Below are 15,873 nucleotides of genomic sequence, written 5' to 3' on the forward strand. Positions count from 1 at the left end.
TTCAGGCCGGCATAATAAGTACTGGTGTGGCCCCCTGTGTATTGAGTCATCGTCGAAATAAAAAAACTCATGGGCAATATGCTAAGGGCGCCTAAATAATAGGTGTAATTCTCCGGCGACTTTGTAAAGCACAAAATGAGCACGACGAGATTGACGGATGCACTGATGATTCTCAACATCAGGAAAAAGCGGAAGTGATCTGGGGCAACGAAATAGTCTAAGACACTAAACGCAGGGAAAAAGGGGACAGCCAAAGAGCAAATAATCTTTATTCGTGTAATACTTAGAGAGCGGGTTTCTTGCTCGAATTCTTTCCTGATTTTTTTCGTATCACTTTCAATCATACTATCTTGTCCGTACACCCTTAAGCCTTATACCCAATGGCAATTAATCCCTGGCGCGGATTACCGAAGGTCTCGAACATTTGAATATGTGTGAACCCGGAGTCTTTTAGCAGTCCGCTTAATTCCTCTGCATTGTAGAACTTGAACGTCTTTTCTTCCTCAAGGTCGGTTAAATAGGCAGCGGAATTTATGTAATGCTGCACGGCTATCAATAACTCCTCTTTATTTTTATCTTTAAAATGCGGCAGATCATCTTGGGTCTTAATTTTCTCGATTAAGGCATGTATGGGCTTTGACATATCTGTATCCGGTTTTAACGAAGATAAAACAATCTTGCCTCCAGGTTTTAAGATTCTGAAGCATTCCCGGAGTGTTATTTTAGGAGTTTTAATGTACGATATAAACAGACTCGCCAGAATCTTATCAATACTATGATCTCTAAATGGCAACTTCAGCGGCCTGCCGACAGAATCGAGATCCGCCGTTATGTAGCCGAGATCGGAGAGAGACCGCCCAGCGGCTCCGATGCTTTCTTTATGCTTCTGCCTGGCTTTCAGCAAGGCCTCTTTCACGAAGTCAACCATGATTATCTTTGCACTGCGGCGGGGATCGACCGACGGTCCTGAGATTGGACCCTTCTCCAGATAGCACTGTATAAAATTGCCGGTTCCTCCCCCTAGATCGATGACCAAATCGGTGTCCCTTATCTGGAGCAACTCCACCTGTTTTTCCATCAGTTCGATATACTCGTCAGTCAAGGATATCAGGTCAAAACCCAGTTCTTCTTTTTCTTGCCCAAGCAAATAAGTGCGCCAGTAATCCATAAAGTCGATGTCTTTTTGTCGGACTCGCGACCATTCTGCCTTTTCCTGCACTCCTCTCTGAACTGATGACGGAATCCTCGGAACAACATCAGAATGGTAAAGCTGTTTCCAAACGCACTTCGTGATCAGCTTGAACACCTCAATCGCTTCATCGCTTGTCCTTACAATATGACCCCAAGGAACTTCATAAACTTGCCGCAAGCCTCTCGATTTAATGCTCATGATGTCATAAATTCTATTCTTGTTGATCCAATAGTCAAACTTTCCATAAATCCATGTAATCGGTATTTCTAATTTTGCCATGTCTCTTCGGGCATCTTCCAGATCGGCCATATTATTCAATTCAATATCACGGCAATAATTGTCAAGGTTCACCATGTGACCCAACACCTGTTTTACAGACAGTTTCTCCCCTTGCCTAAACCTTGTCAAATAATCGATACCCCCTGTTGAATTCTTCATTAGATCATCAGGATCGGATGCCCCCATGCAGCTGATCCAGCAGCGAATGTCCTTCCCTTTATCTGATAAAACTGCTTTTCGGGCAGCAACCGATGCCATGCTAAAGGAAATTATAACAATACCGGAAGAAAAAAATGCGCGGTTCTTTTTTGCATATTCCACAGTCGTTCCGATGTCATCGGCTAACTGTGTCAAGGTATAATGAACCATCTCCTTTCCATTGGTCCTACACTCCTTGTCGTTGTAACTTTCCCCTAGGCATCTTATTCCATCGAACCGAATCACGACCACATCCTGTTTATATTTTTTAAAAGTCTCAACGATCGTCATGGCCAAAAGTCCTGTGGTTTCCTTCCTCCTTGCAAATGCGGGTGGAATGATAACCACGGGAGCACTGACCTTCCGGTCTGTTTTTTTTATGTCAAACGTGGTGTTGACGACGGCAACGATTTCCTCGCCTTTTTTATTATAATACCTCGCCAATTGGATTCGCGGGTGAATACCCAGGACCCTCTTTAAAACATTTTCGCCCGCTTCAAGGACGATTTTGGCGGTTTGGGTAATTTGTGATATAAAAGGGGCCCTATTATGATCGTTAATATCGGCATCGGCCCGCTTAAGTTCAAACGGCTGGCGATCCACATGGAATTTAAGCCCAACTTTTACCCGATTTTCACTAATAGGGGTGACGTGAACCACCTTGGCGTTTTCCCGTCGCTGGATTTCCTGTCCCTTAATAATATTAATCTGTTGGATGATTTCGCCCGGTGAGAAATAACCGCCGTAGAGCGGAACATGAAAGGACAACCCCGAAGAGTTAAATTCAACGATTTGATGGGTCAAGCATTCATTTCCCGCTTCGCCTAAACGTAATTCAACGTTGTCACGATCGTTTTTCCCGTTTGATTCGCTATAATAGCGCGTTTCGACCCGTCGCTCCTCAAAATAGATCACGTCCGGTTTTGTAATGGTTAATGAATCGTTCCCTGTATATTTGACGGTCGCCTCGAAAAAGTACGACATATCTTGATGCGTCATCCCCAAATAGAGATGATCGTATCTGCCAATCCCCCCCTGAGTGGAGTTATCCGGAAGTTTTAATGACAGGTGGTATTTTCCGACCTCCTGAAGCCGCGCCATCACCATCATGAAATGACCGGACCAAAAAATCTGAATCGGCGCCTGCCGTTGGGAAGCCGCGCGGAAAATCATAGCGATGGCATCAAGATCACAAAATGGCTTTAGATTTTGTACGGAGGAATTCGACTTTTTTTGAAAGTCACTGAGCGTCTCGTTAAAACCGTGATTTAAGACATAGCTCCTAAGGGTTTTCTTTTGGTCAGTGTGAAGTTCTAAAAACCGCACCCCCATCCCACGGAACCGACCGTTCCCTTCATCTTTAACATAAACGACTTCACCCAGAAAATTGATCGGATCCGGAACATTCGGGACAAAAAACTTTGCCTTTAAAGGATCGGTTTGCTCCTTGGACCCCCTGGTTACTACAAATAAACCCGATGTACTCAGATTGAGGACGTTGCCGAATGGTTCAGTCTGTTGTTCATGTTCAATGATGGGAAGGTAACAGTTTTTTCGAAAGTATTCTCGATAGTCGCTTTTTGGAAACCTCTTGGTAGCTTCCGGCTGGGGCTGGTTTATCATTTCGTGTTGGCCATGAAACGGATTATGATTCAAAATCCATATTCTTTTGCCAGCTCTCGATAGATGATGGTCTTATGGATCGGCGATGGACCTTCGTATATCTGCATGAGCTTGGCGTCTCTCATCAACTTTTCCATCGGGTAATCCTTGGAATAACCGTACCCTCCCAGGAGATCCAGCGCCTCGCTTGTCACTTTCATCACAACGTCTCCGTTAAAATCCTTCGCCATGGAGGATTCCTTACCATAACGATAACCTTGATCGTGGGCCCAGGCTGCCCGCCAAGCCAGGAAGCGGGCGGCCTCTATCTGGGTGGCCATGTCGGCCAGTCTGAACTGAACATACTGAAAGTTCGCGAGCGATTGATTAAACTGGACCCGTTTCTGCGCATGCCGCAAGGCATGCTCCATCGCGGTCCTTGCGATCCCCACCGATCCAGCGGCAACATTGATTCGCGATTTCGATATGGACTGCAACGCAATCTTGTATCCTTCGCCTTCAGCCCCGATCCGATTTTCGATGGGGATCTTGACATCCTCAAAAAATATCTCGGCGGTGTTCGATGCCCGTTGCCCCATCTTATTCAGGATCTTGCCGGTCTTGATCCCCTCGGAATCGGATGGCGTTAGGAAAGCCGTCAGTCCCTTTGTACCCTTGTTTTTATCCAACGTGGCGAACACGACATAATAATCGGCCACCCCGCCGTTTGTGATAAAGCATTTCGAACCGTTGAGAATGTAATGATCCCCTTTGAAATCGGCATGGGTCGAGATCCGGCTGGGGTCAGAGCCCGCATCCGGTTCCGTGAAGCAGAAGGAGACCAATGTTAGTTGACGGCAGTAGGGGATCAAAATTCTCCCTTTCTGCTCTTCGGTTCCGGCCAACAACAAGGGAGCGGTTCCAAGAACATTGATCATGATCGATGTTCCCATCGCCATGCATCCGGCAGCGATTTCTTCCGTCGCGATGGCTGTTTCAAAAACACCCAACCCTCCGCCGCCGTATTTCTTGGGAATGTAGTTCGTGAAAAGGCCCAGATCAAACGCCTTACGGACCACCTCCCATGGGAATTCCCCTGTTCGGTCATAATAAGCGGCCACGGGGACAATTTCCCTTTGGGTAAATGCCCTGACGCTGTCCCGCAAGGCCTTCTGGTCGGGTGTAAGTTCAAAATTTATTCGAATCGGCGCCGTGGTTTCGGAAGTCTTCCGCCCCTGAAATCGCTCTGGCGAGATCAGTCGCCTCCGTTCAGGGGAATACGCTCCCGACCGCATCCGCCGGGAAGCGATTCGACGTTCCCGGAATGGGATCTCCACACTTCCGTTCCGGCGTTCATAGAATGCCAAAGTGATCATTATCGTCTCCCATGAAATGCAGACGTGCTTTTTTTCCGGATTGTCATAGCATGTCGAGCGCGAAGTGTCTTTCAGCCGACTATGCGCTGGGATGGAACGATCTGGGATGGCGCCACAACCTCTGCGTGAGGCGGCGATCCGATCCTCTTCAGGGCATTAGGCAAAAAAGAAGGAATAAAAAATATTAAAAAGAAACTGGTGGAGGCGGCGGGAGTTGAACCCGCGTCCGAAGAACTTCAGCCCCAGGTGACTACATGCATAGTGGCTGTTTTCGATTCGCCGCTCTTCGGGTACAGCAACAAACCCGAAGAGCCGCTAGTCCAGTTTGTCTCGCTCCGCGGGCCTGGACGACCCGCGGAACCAGTCTGCTATCGTGACATCCGGTCTAATCGCACAGACGACAATTAGCTGGATGCGCCGCTATTAAGCAGCGAGGGCCAATTCTGAATTGGCAGTTGCTTGTTTCCACAGGTGTTTAACGAGCCCCTGTGGGACCTCGGCATGCCGCCCGAAACCTCTTGATCCCCGTCGAATCCGGTCGCCCCCCTCCTTTTCATATGTTCGTGTTAAGAGATCGTTGATATCATGACCGTTGTTTTTGTTTGAAGGCCTTTTGAATCTCCCGTTCCGCGATCTTGCGCCGTAGCGTTTCCCGTTTATCCGCCGTCTTTTTCCCGATCGCCAAGGCCAACTCAACTTTGGCACGGCCCTTCTTGAAATAAATCTTCAGCGGAATCAGCGTGTAGCCGTGTTGCTGGGTTTTGCCGATCAGTTTGCTGATTTCGTTTCGGTTCAACAGCAGTTTTCGAACTCTTAACGGGTCCTGATTCGCAATGTTTCCATGACTGTAGGGACCGATATGACAATGGTGTAAAAAGACCTCGTTATTCTCGATTCGGGCAAAGCTGTCTCGAAGATTCGCCCGGCCTTCTCTCAATGCCTTAACCTCGGTCCCGACCAATACAATCCCGGCTTCATATTTCTCCTCAACATGGTAATCATGAAAGGCTTTCGAATTGGTGGCCGCCACCGAATCATTTGCCATGACACCACGTTGTGAACCCGGGGGTTAGACATCGCCGGCTAATGTTATATCACAGAAAAAAAAATTTTGCAATCCATTGATCACCTAATGATTTTTGTCAAAATCCGGCAACTCGAACGCGCAATAATAATATATTATTATTTAATATCAATCGGTTGGATAAGCATGGGGAACCATACAAATTGGCTCTTACTATTATGGACGACCGGCTAACATTCGCTGGACCTGCCTTTATCCCTTACAAAAAAAGGAGGCGGGCTCGGTCATCTCATTCGGTTTCCTTTAAGTTGATTCGCCGCGGGATATAGAGTAAGATGCGGTCCAGAACAGGTCGATTTACATTCATGCCAAAACCACAGTCACTCACTGCCGCAAGCCAGGTTCTTCAAGGTCTCATCGCTCAGTATGGACTTTCCGGGCCGCTGGCAGAGTACCGTCTCCGGGAACATTGGGCCGAAATTGTTGGCAATCAGATCGCGGGACATGCCCTGCCCGACAGGATCCGCTTTCACAAGCTCTATCTGTCCGTGGACAGCCCAGCTTGGATGCAAGAGTTGACCTTTTTGAAACCGACCTTGATCGATAAGGTGAATGCCGCACTGCATCGGTTCCAGGCCGGCTTCCGTGTTCAGGAGATCATTCTACAACTGGGTCCGCCCAGCTCGACCGCACCCGATACCACGATGGAAACCCGTCCGAAAAAATAGAGTCGCGGCCGCCCTTTATTCCGTGTCCACGGGCTGTCGGGTTGTGCTTGTCTCTTTTCCCGTCGGTGTTTTCAATCGGCTTTCGATGCTATGGATCTTGACCTCGATCACCTTCGGGTTCGGATAGCTGTTGGCCAGCGATCGATATTCACGTAACGCTTCGTCCAATCGATCGAGCTCTTCCAGGCAATTGGCCATCCAGAAACGGACTTCTACCTTTACATCGCTCAGCGGATAACGCTTAGCCGTTTCTTGATAAGTGGCCAGGGCCTCGCTGTATCGCCCTTGAAGGAAATAACTGCTTCCGGTCCGATAAAGCGCATTGTCCGCCCAAGCGCTCCTGGGGGATTGCTTGAGAAGCTGGTCCCATTCGTTCCGCGCCTGATCATAATCGCCCTCATCAAAATAGACCTCGCCGATACGATACTGCACCTCTTCGGCGATGCCCCGGTCCTTGGTTCGCTCCAATAACCTTTGGTACTCTGCAATGGTCCGGCGGGAATCGTGGTATTTTTTTTGGTAAATTTCGGCCAACGCCCCCTCGGCTTGCAAGACGAGAGGGCTGTTGGGATGCTCCATGACGACTTTGTGAAAGGCTTCGACGGCTTTCGAATAATCGTTGAGGTAGAGGTATTCGAGCGTGCCGATGGCGTAGTAGGCATCGTCGACGAAAACGCTCTTGGGGTAATCATCAACCAGGCGCTCATACGCCTGGACGGCGCCGAGGTAGTCCCCCGCTTTCCATCGGGCTTCGGCCGTAGCGAGAATCGCCTTGGGTGCCCGCTCACATCCCATCACCACGGCCAGGATAACCACGCCGAGGCCGAGCCAATAATGCGGGCCTTTTTTAGGCCGACGCGCCATCGCCCTTTTGGCCCTGTGGCGACGCCGGTTCATCGGATATGTCCTCCGAATCGGCCCTCTCGGCCAGCGTGGCGACCCCCACGACGCGATCGTTTGGATCCAAACCGATCAGCCGAACTCCCTGGGTGTTGCGCCCGATTTCACGGATGTCCTTGATCTTGAGACGAATAATTTTCCCTTCGGCCGTCATCATCATGATTTCTCCGTCCTCCGTTACCTGAAGAACGGCCACCGCATTTCCATTCTTGGGCGTCGTCCGAATGCTGATGATCCCCTTTCCCCCTCGACCCTGGGAACGGTACTCCCCCGGGTCCGTCCGCTTGCCGAACCCGCGCTCGGTCACGGTCAGAACGCTGACTCCCTCCTCTTGGTCCAAGACCTCCATCCCGATAACCTCATTATCCTCGGCCAGAGTGATTCCTTTCACCCCCACCGCGGTGCGCCCCATCGGTCGGGCCTGCATTTCCGGAAAGCGGATCACCAATCCTTTTTTCGTGCCGATCAGGACCTCCTTCGCCCCGTCCGTCAGCCGCACCGCGACCAATTTATCTCCCGCCTCCAGGGTCAATGCGATGATCCCGCCGGCTCTCGGATTGCTGTAGGCCTGAAGGGGTGTCTTCTTGATGATTCCACGTCGAGTGGCCATGACGACATATCGGTCTTCCCGGAATTCATCGACCGGAAGGATCGCGGTGATTTTTTCACCCTGAGCCAACTGAAGGAGATTGACGATCGCCTTGCCCTTGGTCGCGCGACCGGCCTCGGGGATCTGATGGACTTTTTGCCAGTACACTTTTCCGGCGTCCGTGAAGAAGAGAAGATAGTCGTGCGTTGAGGCCACAAACAGATGCTCAACAAAATCCTCCTCACGGACACCCATCCCGATCTTTCCCTTCCCCCCGCGCCTCTGGCTTCGGTAGATCCCGACCGGGTTACGTTTGATGTAGCCGGTGTTCGTGATCGTGATCACCATGTCCTCTTCCGCGATCAGATCTTCCAGGTCGATCTCCTCTGCCGCGGCCATGATTTCGGTCCGCCGGGCATCCTGGTATTTCTCGCGGATCTCCATCAATTCATCCTTGATGATCTTTCGAACCAGCGCCTCGCTGCCCAGCACCGATCGAAGGTACTCGATCCGTTTAATCGTTTCTTGGTATTCCGTTACCAGTTTTTCCCGTTCAAGCTGCGTCAGCCGTTGGAGTCTCATGTCCAAAATCGCCTGGGCCTGGACCTGCGAGAGTCCGAACTGTTGAACCAGCCCGGTCCGGGCCTCCTCGGGCGAGGCCGCCTGCCGGATCAACGCGATCACGCGGTCGAGATGATCCAAGGCGATCTTCAATCCTTCCAGGATATGCGCCTTTTCCTCGGCTTTTTTTAGTTCGTACTGCGTCCGGCGAACCACCACATCCCGGCGATGCCGAACAAAGGCCTGAAGGATCTCGGCCAGATTCAAAACCCGCGGCTGATTGTCGATCAGGGCGAGCATGATCACACCGAAGGTCGTCTGAAGCTGAGTGTGCTTGTAGAGCTGATTGAGGATGACGGCGGCCACCTCCCCTCGGCGCAGCTCCACGACAATCCGCATCCCATCCCGGTCCGATTCATCTCGGACATCCGAAATGCCGTCGATTTTTCTGTCTCGGACCAACTCCGCGATTTTTTCGATCAGCCGGGCCTTGTTAACCTGATACGGCAGTTCGGTAATGATGATCGTCTCTTTTTCAGTCTTGGGATGAACCTCAATCGCTGCCTTCCCCCGCAACGTCAAGATGCCCCGGCCTGTTTTATAGGCATCCTTGATCCCCTGCGTTCCGCAGATGAAACCGCCGGTTGGGAAGTCCGGTCCCTTGATGATCCGCATCACCTTATCTAGGCCGACCTCGGGGGTTTCGATCATCAAGGACAGGGCATCGATGACCTCGGTGAGATTATGCGTGGGAATGTTTGTGGCCATTCCCACGGCGATCCCGGACGATCCGTTGATCAGCAGATTGGGGACCTTGGAGGGAAGGACGGTCGGTTCGGTGCGGGATTCATCGTAGTTGGGAACGAAATCGACGGTGTCCTTGTCGATGTCCCCCAGCATCTCCTCCGCCAGCTGGGTCAGCCGCGACTCGGTGTAGCGCATGGCCGCCGGGGGGTCACCGTCGATTGAGCCGAAATTGCCCTGCCCGTCGATCAGTGGGTACCGCATGTTGAAGTCCTGGGCCATTCGGACCAAGGTGTCGTAGATGGCGGCGTCCCCGTGCGGGTGAAAATTTCCCATAATCTCGCCCGTCACCTTGGCCGACTTCCGATAGGGCCGATTGTGGAGCAGGCCCATCTCGTGCATGCCATACAGTATCCGCCGGTGAACTGGCTTCAGGCCGTCCCTAACATCGGGAAGGGCCCGGCCCACGATCACGCTCATGGCGTAATCGAGGTACGAGGTCTTCATCTCGTCTTCGATGTCCACCACAATTTTTCGGGTTTCAGGGGTCACGGGATTCCTCTCATATATCCAAGTTCTTCACTTCCAGGGCATGCTTTTCAATAAACGCCTTCCGTGGCTCGACCTGGTCTCCCATCAGGACCGAAAACATTTCTTCGGCCGCGACAAGGTCCTCCAGCTTAACTTGGAGGAGGACGCGTTTTTCGGGATCCATGGTCGTCTCCCAGAGCTGTTCGGGGTTCATCTCGCCCAATCCTTTGAATCGCTGTATCGTTGCACCACTCCGACCGATGGCGAGGACCTGTTCCACCGCATCTTCCACGGTTTGAACGGTCTTTGGTTCTTCTTTCTCGGCTGATATGAGATAGGGCGGGGCCGCGATTCTTTGGATCTGGTCGTAGATCGTTTCAAGTCCCTTGTACTCGACCGCCTCCAGAACGGCATCCACCTGAACGGACTCCACCCGCCGTTCAATCACTTGTCCCTCCCAACTTAACGAGCAGGATAAGACGAACCCGTCGTCTCGGCGGATCAGGTCGCTTTGCACCCGGATTTTTTTCGCCGTCGAAGGAAAAGCCTCCTTCAATATATCCAAATAGTTCTCCTCAAATTGCTTGAGCGCCGTGGGCGTCTGCCACTCCGCCTTCGGGTCCGGGCGAATAGCGAGCAGCGCCCGAATGAGTTCCGATGTGACTCCACGCTTTTTAAGCAGCTGGAGCTGCTGTCGGTACTTTCCCATATCCGTAAACAGCTTTTGCCGCAGGTCTCCGGGAATGCCCTTCTTCCCCTTTTCAGTTAGGAGGGTGGCCCGATCCATTCCCAGTTTGAAGAAATAGTCCTCAAACTCCTTTTCGTTCTGGATATACCGCTCCTCTTTCCCCTTTTTCACCTTGAAGAGCGGCGGCTGCGCGATGTACAGGTAGCCATTCTTGATCAGCTCGGACATCTGCCTAAAAAAGAAGGTCAAAAGCAGCGTTCGGATGTGCGACCCGTCCACGTCGGCATCGCACATGAGAATGATCTTGTGATACCGGGCCCGGAGGATGTCAAAATCCTCCGGCCCGATCCCCGTGCCCAGGGCCGTGATCAAGGTTCGAATTTCGTCGCTCGAGATCATCTTATCGAAACGGGCCTTCTCGACATTGAGGATCTTCCCTTTCAGCGGAAGAATCGCCTGATTGCGTCGATCCCTCCCCTGCTTGGCCGACCCACCTGCCGAATCTCCCTCAACGATGAAAAGCTCCGAAAGAGCCGGATCGCGTTCCTGGCAGTCGGCCAGTTTTCCGGGAAGGGAACCGACATCCAACGCATTTTTCCGGCGGATCAACTCCTTCGCTTTCCGCGCCGCCTCGCGGGCTCGCGCGGCATTGATCGCTTTCTCCACTATTTTTCGAGCCACGCTTGGGTTTTGATCAAAGGAGGCGCCGAGCGTTTCATTGACGGCGGCCTCGACGATCCCCTTCACTTCGCTGTTTCCCAGTTTGGCCTTGGTTTGACCCTCGAACTGGGGCTCCGGGATCTTGACGCTGATCACGGCGGTCAGCCCTTCACGGACATCATCCCCGGTCAGGGCCTCGTCGTCGGACTTCAAGAGATTGTTGGCCGTGGCGTAATTGTTCACCGTCCGCGTCAGCGCGGCCTTGAAACCCACGAGATGGGTCCCTCCCTCGCGTGTATTGATGTTATTGGCAAACGAAAAAATGTTGTCGGAGTAGGAATCATTGTACTGGAGGGCCACCTCCATTAAGACCCCGCTTTTCTCTCGGGTGACATAAATCGGTTTGTGGAGAGGGTCCTTATTTTCATTGAGGTGCTCTACAAAGGAGATGATACCCCCTTTATAAGAAAACTCCTGCCGCTTGTCGGTCCGTTCGTCCGCCAGGAAAATCTGGAGTCCTTTATTGAGAAAGGCCAACTCCCGCAGCCGCTGGGAGAGCGTGTCAAAGCTGAATTCCCTCTCCTCAAAGATTTCAGGGTCGGGCTTGAATGTGATCTTGGTTCCTCTTTTTTTCGTCTTACCGGTGGATTTCAGTGGCGCTTCGGGCTTGCCGCGATTGTATCGTTGTTGAAAGACTTGCCCGTCCTGCCAGATCTCCAGGCCCAGCCATTCCGAAAGGGCATTTACGACCGAGATACCAACACCATGAAGACCGCCCGAAACTTTGTAGGCGTCCCGGTCGAATTTTCCACCGGCGTGGAGTACGGTCAAGGCCACTTCGGCCGCCGAACGCTTTTGCCCGGGGTGCATGCCGGTGGGTATTCCACGCCCGTTGTCGATCACCGTGCAACTGCTATCGCTGTGGAGGATCACCTCGATGCGGTCGCAGAATCCGGCCATGGACTCGTCCACACTGTTATCCACCACCTCATAGACGAGGTGATGCAACCCGTCCACGCCAGTGCTGCCGATATACATGGCCGGACGTTTCCGGACAGCATCCAGTCCTTCCAACACCTTGATTTGTGCTGCGTCGTACTTTGGGGACGTTTTAGTCTCCATGGTTCTCCTCAAATACAGGGCCGCGCCATCCACTCGACGCCCCCGTTCGGATCCGGTTATACCCGGCCCGCCCGGCGCCACGCCGAAAATTCAAACCCGCATTGGCATGACCACACACAAGTAATCCGGATCATCCGGTTGACGGATAATGCAAGGACTCAGCGCATCCTTAAATTCCAAGACGGCCTCTTCCGCGTCGACCGCCGACAAGGCATCCAAAAGGTATCGGGCGTTAAATCCCGTCGTGAAACCTTCCCGGCCGAATTTGGCCGCGATCGTCTCTTTGGCTTCCCCCATGTCCGGATTGCTCGAGGACAACGTGACGGTATCCGCTTCCAGCGCCAACTTGATCGCGCTTGTTTTTTCCCGGGAAAGAATGGATACGCGGCGGAGGGCGCCCTCGAGCTCGGACTTATTGACCGAAACCCGTTTCTCGTTTTCCTTGGGGATCACCTGTTGATAGTCGGGATAGCTTCCTTCCATGAGCCGGGCAAGCAGCAGGAGGCCTCCGCGCCTAAAAATCATCTGGTTCTTGCTCACCCCAAGTTCAAGGCCCTCTTCATTTTCTTCCAAGAGCTTCTTGATCTCCAGAGCAGCCTTCTTCGGGATAATGGCGGTCTGCTCCCGCGGGAGGCTCCTTCCCTTTCCATCGTCCAACGATCTTTCGATCACCGCCAAGCGATGTCCGTCCGTTCCGACGAACCGAAGGGCATGTTTCTTGTCATTTATAAAATGGGTGACCAATAACCCGTTGAGGATGTACCGGGCATTGTTGTCGCCGGCGGCGAAAACGGTTTTGCGGATCAAATCAGAAAGGACTTTCCGGTCCATGGGCATGAGCGGCTCCGATTCGACCGTCGGCATGGCCGGAAATTCTTGGGGTGGTAATCCCAACACCTTAAATTCACTCTTCCCAGCCTCGATTTTTACGTTGTGATCATCATTGGAGGTGATGGTAACAACACCCTCAGGCAGCTCACGAACGATCTCGTACAGCTTCCGGGCCGATACGGTTACTCCTCCGGGTTGTGACACATCGGCCTTGTACGTTCCCCGGATCCCAATTTCCAGATCCGTTGCGAACAAAATGACCTGGTCCTTCTTCGCCTCAAACAACATATTCGAAAGAATCGGCATGGTATTCCGCTTCTCAACCACGCCCTGAACTCTTTGGAAGCCGGTCAACAACTCCCCGCGTGAAATCTTAAGCTTCATACAGCCCTCCTTGCGCCCTTGTATTCATTTTTAGGGAGACCCTTGCCCCTCTCGCAGTTGTCTCAATATCGATTCCACCAACTGCTTAAACTCGCCGTTCTCTTCCATCCGTTTTTCTATCTGACGGCAGGAGTGGATCACGGTTGTGTGGTCCTTGCCTCCGAAATGTCGTCCGATCTCGGGAAATGAAAGGGGTGTCAATTCCCGGCAGAGGTACATGGTCAACTGCCGGGGCTGGACGATCGTTTTTGTCCTTTTCTTCGACTTCATTTCGGCCTGCTTGAGATGATACCGTTCTGCGACCACCCGCTGAATTTCCTCGGCCGTGATGATCTTTTTAACTTGAACTGAATCCCGCAGGATCTTCTTGGCCAAATCCAACGTTATGGCTTGCCCTGTCAGGGAAGAAAATGCGCCCACACGAATCAGGGCCCCTTCCAATTCTCGAACATTGCCTCGTATGTTCTCGGCCAGGAGATGTGCGACCGCATCCGGAAGATCAATGCCCTCGGTCTCGGCCTTCTTTCTGAGAATGGCTATGCGGGTCTCAAGATCGGGGACTTGAAGGTCCGCGATCAGCCCCCATTCAAAACGGGACCGCAATCGCTCCTCGATTGTCGGGATCTCTTTAGGAAAGCGGTCGCTTGATAAGACGATTTGTTTGTGCGCCTCGTAAAGGGCGTTGAAGGTGTGAAAAAATTCTTCTTGTGTCCGTTCTTTCCCTGCGATAAACTGGATATCGTCCATCAGGAGAATATCAACGCTGCGGTATTTATTTCTGAACTCCAGCATCTTGTCATAGCGGATGGAGTTAATAACCTCGTTTGTGAACTGTTCGGAAGAAAGGTAGGCGATCCTCGTACCAGGGCGTTTTTCAACGGTGAAATTTCCTATCGCGTTCAAGAGGTGGGTCTTTCCTAATCCGACCCCGCCGTAAAGAAACAACGGATTGTACGCCCTGGCGGGGGATTCGGCAACGGCCAGCGAGGCGGCATGGGCGAACTGGTTGCAGGAGCCGACCACAAAGCTGCCAAATGTGTATTTCGCGTTTAGCTGAACGCCCTTGCGGGACCTCCCTGGTTTTTCCGAAGAGTGGTTTTCGCTTTGTATCTGCTGTCCGTTCTTTATTACGAGGTTGATCCTTAAACCATCTATCTTTGTAATGCGCCCTATTTCATCCAATAGCATTTCGTAGTAGTGTTCCCTTATCCACTCGCAAAAAAAGCGGTTCGGAGCCACAAGGGTGACCTCTTTCCCTTCCACGGAATCAATTGAAAGCGGCTTGAACCATGTATCGTGAATCTGTTTGTTAACTCGTGCCTCGATCTTGTCACTGGCTTGTTGCCAGATTTCTTCCGGTTTCATATTTGCTTGGTTTTTAACAGCTTTTTCAACAATTGTTGATAATTAAATTAGTTCATTAAAATCAATAACTTAAATGATGTGTGGTTGCTTTTGAATCTTTAAATTATTGCTCTTTACTGCTACGCTTGTGCTTTGATTAAATTTCAACCCAAGATAACAAAATCGGATAAACAAAGCAAGTTTTATTAACGCGCGATTCCACACGGAAGGCTAATTTTTTTCCGCTCGTTTCCATTTTATTCCTCAGTTTCAACAGGCCCTACTGTTACTACTATTTATTTAATTTCCAATAGTTCTTTTGAATCCAACAGCGATATTTAACCTTCTGTTTTTGATTGACTCTTCCAACAAACCTGCTTATAATGATTTTTTTTGGCGGATTTTGAGGAGGGGCAATGTCCATAACGTATCGGCAACCCAGCAAGAGAAGAAAAAAACGGGTTCACGGATTTTTGAGTCGAATGAAATCAAAAGGGGGCCGCCGTGTGATGGCCCGACGGCGATCCAGAGGCAGAAAGCAACTGACGGTGTAGGATATCCGGTGAACCCCAGAAATCGATTAAAGGGAAGATCCCAATTTGGAAATATCTACCAAAACGGCATAGCGGTCGATACCACCGCGTTCAGGCTGTTGTACCGGGAAAACCGCCGTTCCTGCTCACGTTTCGCCGCGGTGGTAAGCAAAAGGTTTGGACCGGCGGTTAAACGAAACAAGGCGAAGCGAATCGCTCGAAGGATTTTTTTTGAACTTCAAAGCCAGATCTGTCCTTCTTGCGATATTTTGCTGTTCCCTAAGGGGCCCATGCTTGTCAACCGCTATGTTCTTTTGAGTGGAGACTTTCAGCGGGCGATTGAACGGGCCCGCCTGGAAAAGAGGTCCCCGTGAGGCCCGTCTTCATCGGGCTGATCAAAGTCTATCAATGGACGATTTCCCCGTTCTTGCCAAGGGCATGCCGATTCACCCCGAGCTGCTCCTGTTACGCAATCGACGCGATACGGCGGCGTGGAGTAATGAAGGGCCTTCTGCTCGCAGTTGTTCGTCTGATGAAATGCCAGCCGTTTCACCCCGGCGGATACGACCCCGTCAAATAAGCGAATA

At 51.5% G+C, this 15,873-nt stretch carries 12 protein-coding genes and 1 other RNA gene; 4 read left to right on the forward strand and 9 right to left on the reverse strand.

Features of this window, described 5'->3' with window-relative positions; all coding sequences use genetic code 11:
- Nucleotides 1-364 precede the first annotated feature (364 nt).
- From VMN77_07355 to smpB, 4 genes are all read right to left on the reverse strand, one after another.
- Complete coding sequence (locus VMN77_07355; protein HTN43598.1) at nucleotides 365-3,325, reverse strand: PilZ domain-containing protein; 2,961 nt, start codon at nucleotides 3,323-3,325, stop codon at nucleotides 365-367.
- Nucleotides 3,322-4,647 (reverse strand): acyl-CoA dehydrogenase family protein, encoded by a 1,326-nt coding sequence (locus VMN77_07360; protein ID HTN43599.1) that lies wholly within the window; start codon nucleotides 4,645-4,647, stop codon nucleotides 3,322-3,324. The genes VMN77_07355 and VMN77_07360 overlap by 4 nt, the downstream gene beginning before the upstream one ends.
- Nucleotides 4,648-4,843: 196 nt before the next feature.
- Nucleotides 4,844-5,193, reverse strand: a transfer-messenger RNA (tmRNA) gene (ssrA, locus tag VMN77_07365).
- A gap of 37 nt (nucleotides 5,194-5,230) precedes the next feature.
- Nucleotides 5,231-5,692 carry an SsrA-binding protein SmpB gene (smpB, locus tag VMN77_07370; GenBank protein ID HTN43600.1) on the reverse strand — a complete coding sequence of 154 codons (462 nt, stop codon included), beginning with the start codon at nucleotides 5,690-5,692 and terminating at the stop codon, nucleotides 5,231-5,233.
- 344 nt (nucleotides 5,693-6,036) lie between these two features.
- Here smpB and VMN77_07375 point away from each other — a divergent pair, with 344 nt between their 5' ends.
- Nucleotides 6,037-6,399, forward strand: a complete 363-nt coding sequence (locus VMN77_07375) for a DUF721 domain-containing protein (GenBank protein HTN43601.1) — start codon at nucleotides 6,037-6,039, stop codon at nucleotides 6,397-6,399.
- Between the two features lie 15 nt (nucleotides 6,400-6,414).
- On the opposite strand, the gene VMN77_07380 is transcribed toward VMN77_07375, so the two are convergent.
- From VMN77_07380 to dnaA, 5 genes are all read right to left on the reverse strand, one after another.
- Nucleotides 6,415-7,296: a tetratricopeptide repeat protein gene (locus VMN77_07380; GenBank protein ID HTN43602.1), complete on the reverse strand. Its 882-nt coding sequence runs from the start codon at nucleotides 7,294-7,296 to the stop codon at nucleotides 6,415-6,417.
- The gene (gyrA, locus tag VMN77_07385) at nucleotides 7,247-9,745 is read right to left on the reverse strand and encodes a DNA gyrase subunit A (GenBank protein ID HTN43603.1); all 2,499 of its coding nucleotides are present in this window, start codon (nucleotides 9,743-9,745) and stop codon (nucleotides 7,247-7,249) included. The genes VMN77_07380 and gyrA overlap by 50 nt, the downstream gene beginning before the upstream one ends.
- Before the next feature lie 10 nt (nucleotides 9,746-9,755).
- On the reverse strand, nucleotides 9,756-12,194 hold the full coding sequence (gene gyrB, locus VMN77_07390; protein ID HTN43604.1) for a DNA topoisomerase (ATP-hydrolyzing) subunit B: 2,439 nt from the start codon (nucleotides 12,192-12,194) through the stop codon (nucleotides 9,756-9,758).
- Between the two features lie 90 nt (nucleotides 12,195-12,284).
- A complete protein-coding gene (gene dnaN, locus VMN77_07395) occupies nucleotides 12,285-13,409 on the reverse strand; it encodes a DNA polymerase III subunit beta (protein ID HTN43605.1) in 1,125 nt (374 codons plus the stop codon).
- A 30-nt stretch (nucleotides 13,410-13,439) separates the two neighbouring features.
- On the reverse strand, nucleotides 13,440-14,774 hold the full coding sequence (gene dnaA / locus VMN77_07400; protein HTN43606.1) for a chromosomal replication initiator protein DnaA: 1,335 nt from the start codon (nucleotides 14,772-14,774) through the stop codon (nucleotides 13,440-13,442).
- 395 nt (nucleotides 14,775-15,169) lie between these two features.
- Between dnaA and rpmH the strand changes: the two genes are divergently transcribed.
- Genes rpmH through yidD form a run of 3 tightly spaced genes read left to right on the forward strand, consistent with a single transcriptional unit; the run spans nucleotide 15,170 to nucleotide 15,866 of the window.
- Nucleotides 15,170-15,307 (forward strand): 50S ribosomal protein L34, encoded by a 138-nt coding sequence (gene rpmH / locus VMN77_07405; GenBank protein ID HTN43607.1) that lies wholly within the window; start codon nucleotides 15,170-15,172, stop codon nucleotides 15,305-15,307.
- Nucleotides 15,308-15,315: 8 nt separating this feature from the next.
- Nucleotides 15,316-15,660 (forward strand): ribonuclease P protein component, encoded by a 345-nt coding sequence (rnpA, locus tag VMN77_07410; GenBank protein ID HTN43608.1) that lies wholly within the window; start codon nucleotides 15,316-15,318, stop codon nucleotides 15,658-15,660.
- On the forward strand, nucleotides 15,657-15,866 hold the full coding sequence (gene yidD, locus VMN77_07415; protein ID HTN43609.1) for a membrane protein insertion efficiency factor YidD: 210 nt from the start codon (nucleotides 15,657-15,659) through the stop codon (nucleotides 15,864-15,866). Before rnpA ends, yidD begins: the two co-directional genes overlap by 4 nt.
- Nucleotides 15,867-15,873 lie beyond the last annotated feature (7 nt).

It is taken from the genome of Nitrospiria bacterium (genome assembly GCA_035498035.1).
Lineage (GTDB): Bacteria > Nitrospirota > Nitrospiria > JACQBZ01 > JACQBZ01 > JACQBZ01.

Coding starts and splice junctions, on each gene's coding strand:
- VMN77_07360 (HTN43599.1), bottom strand. CDS start 4,647: ATGATCACTTTGGCATTCTATGAACGCCGGAACGGAAGTGTGGAGATC.
- smpB (HTN43600.1), bottom strand. CDS start 5,692: ATGGCAAATGATTCGGTGGCGGCCACCAATTCGAAAGCCTTTCATGAT.
- VMN77_07375 (HTN43601.1), top strand. CDS start 6,037: ATGCCAAAACCACAGTCACTCACTGCCGCAAGCCAGGTTCTTCAAGGT.
- VMN77_07380 (HTN43602.1), bottom strand. CDS start 7,296: ATGAACCGGCGTCGCCACAGGGCCAAAAGGGCGATGGCGCGTCGGCCT.
- gyrB (HTN43604.1), bottom strand. CDS start 12,194: ATGGAGACTAAAACGTCCCCAAAGTACGACGCAGCACAAATCAAGGTG.
- dnaN (HTN43605.1), bottom strand. CDS start 13,409: ATGAAGCTTAAGATTTCACGCGGGGAGTTGTTGACCGGCTTCCAAAGA.
- dnaA (HTN43606.1), bottom strand. CDS start 14,774: ATGAAACCGGAAGAAATCTGGCAACAAGCCAGTGACAAGATCGAGGCA.
- rpmH (HTN43607.1), top strand. CDS start 15,170: ATGTCCATAACGTATCGGCAACCCAGCAAGAGAAGAAAAAAACGGGTT.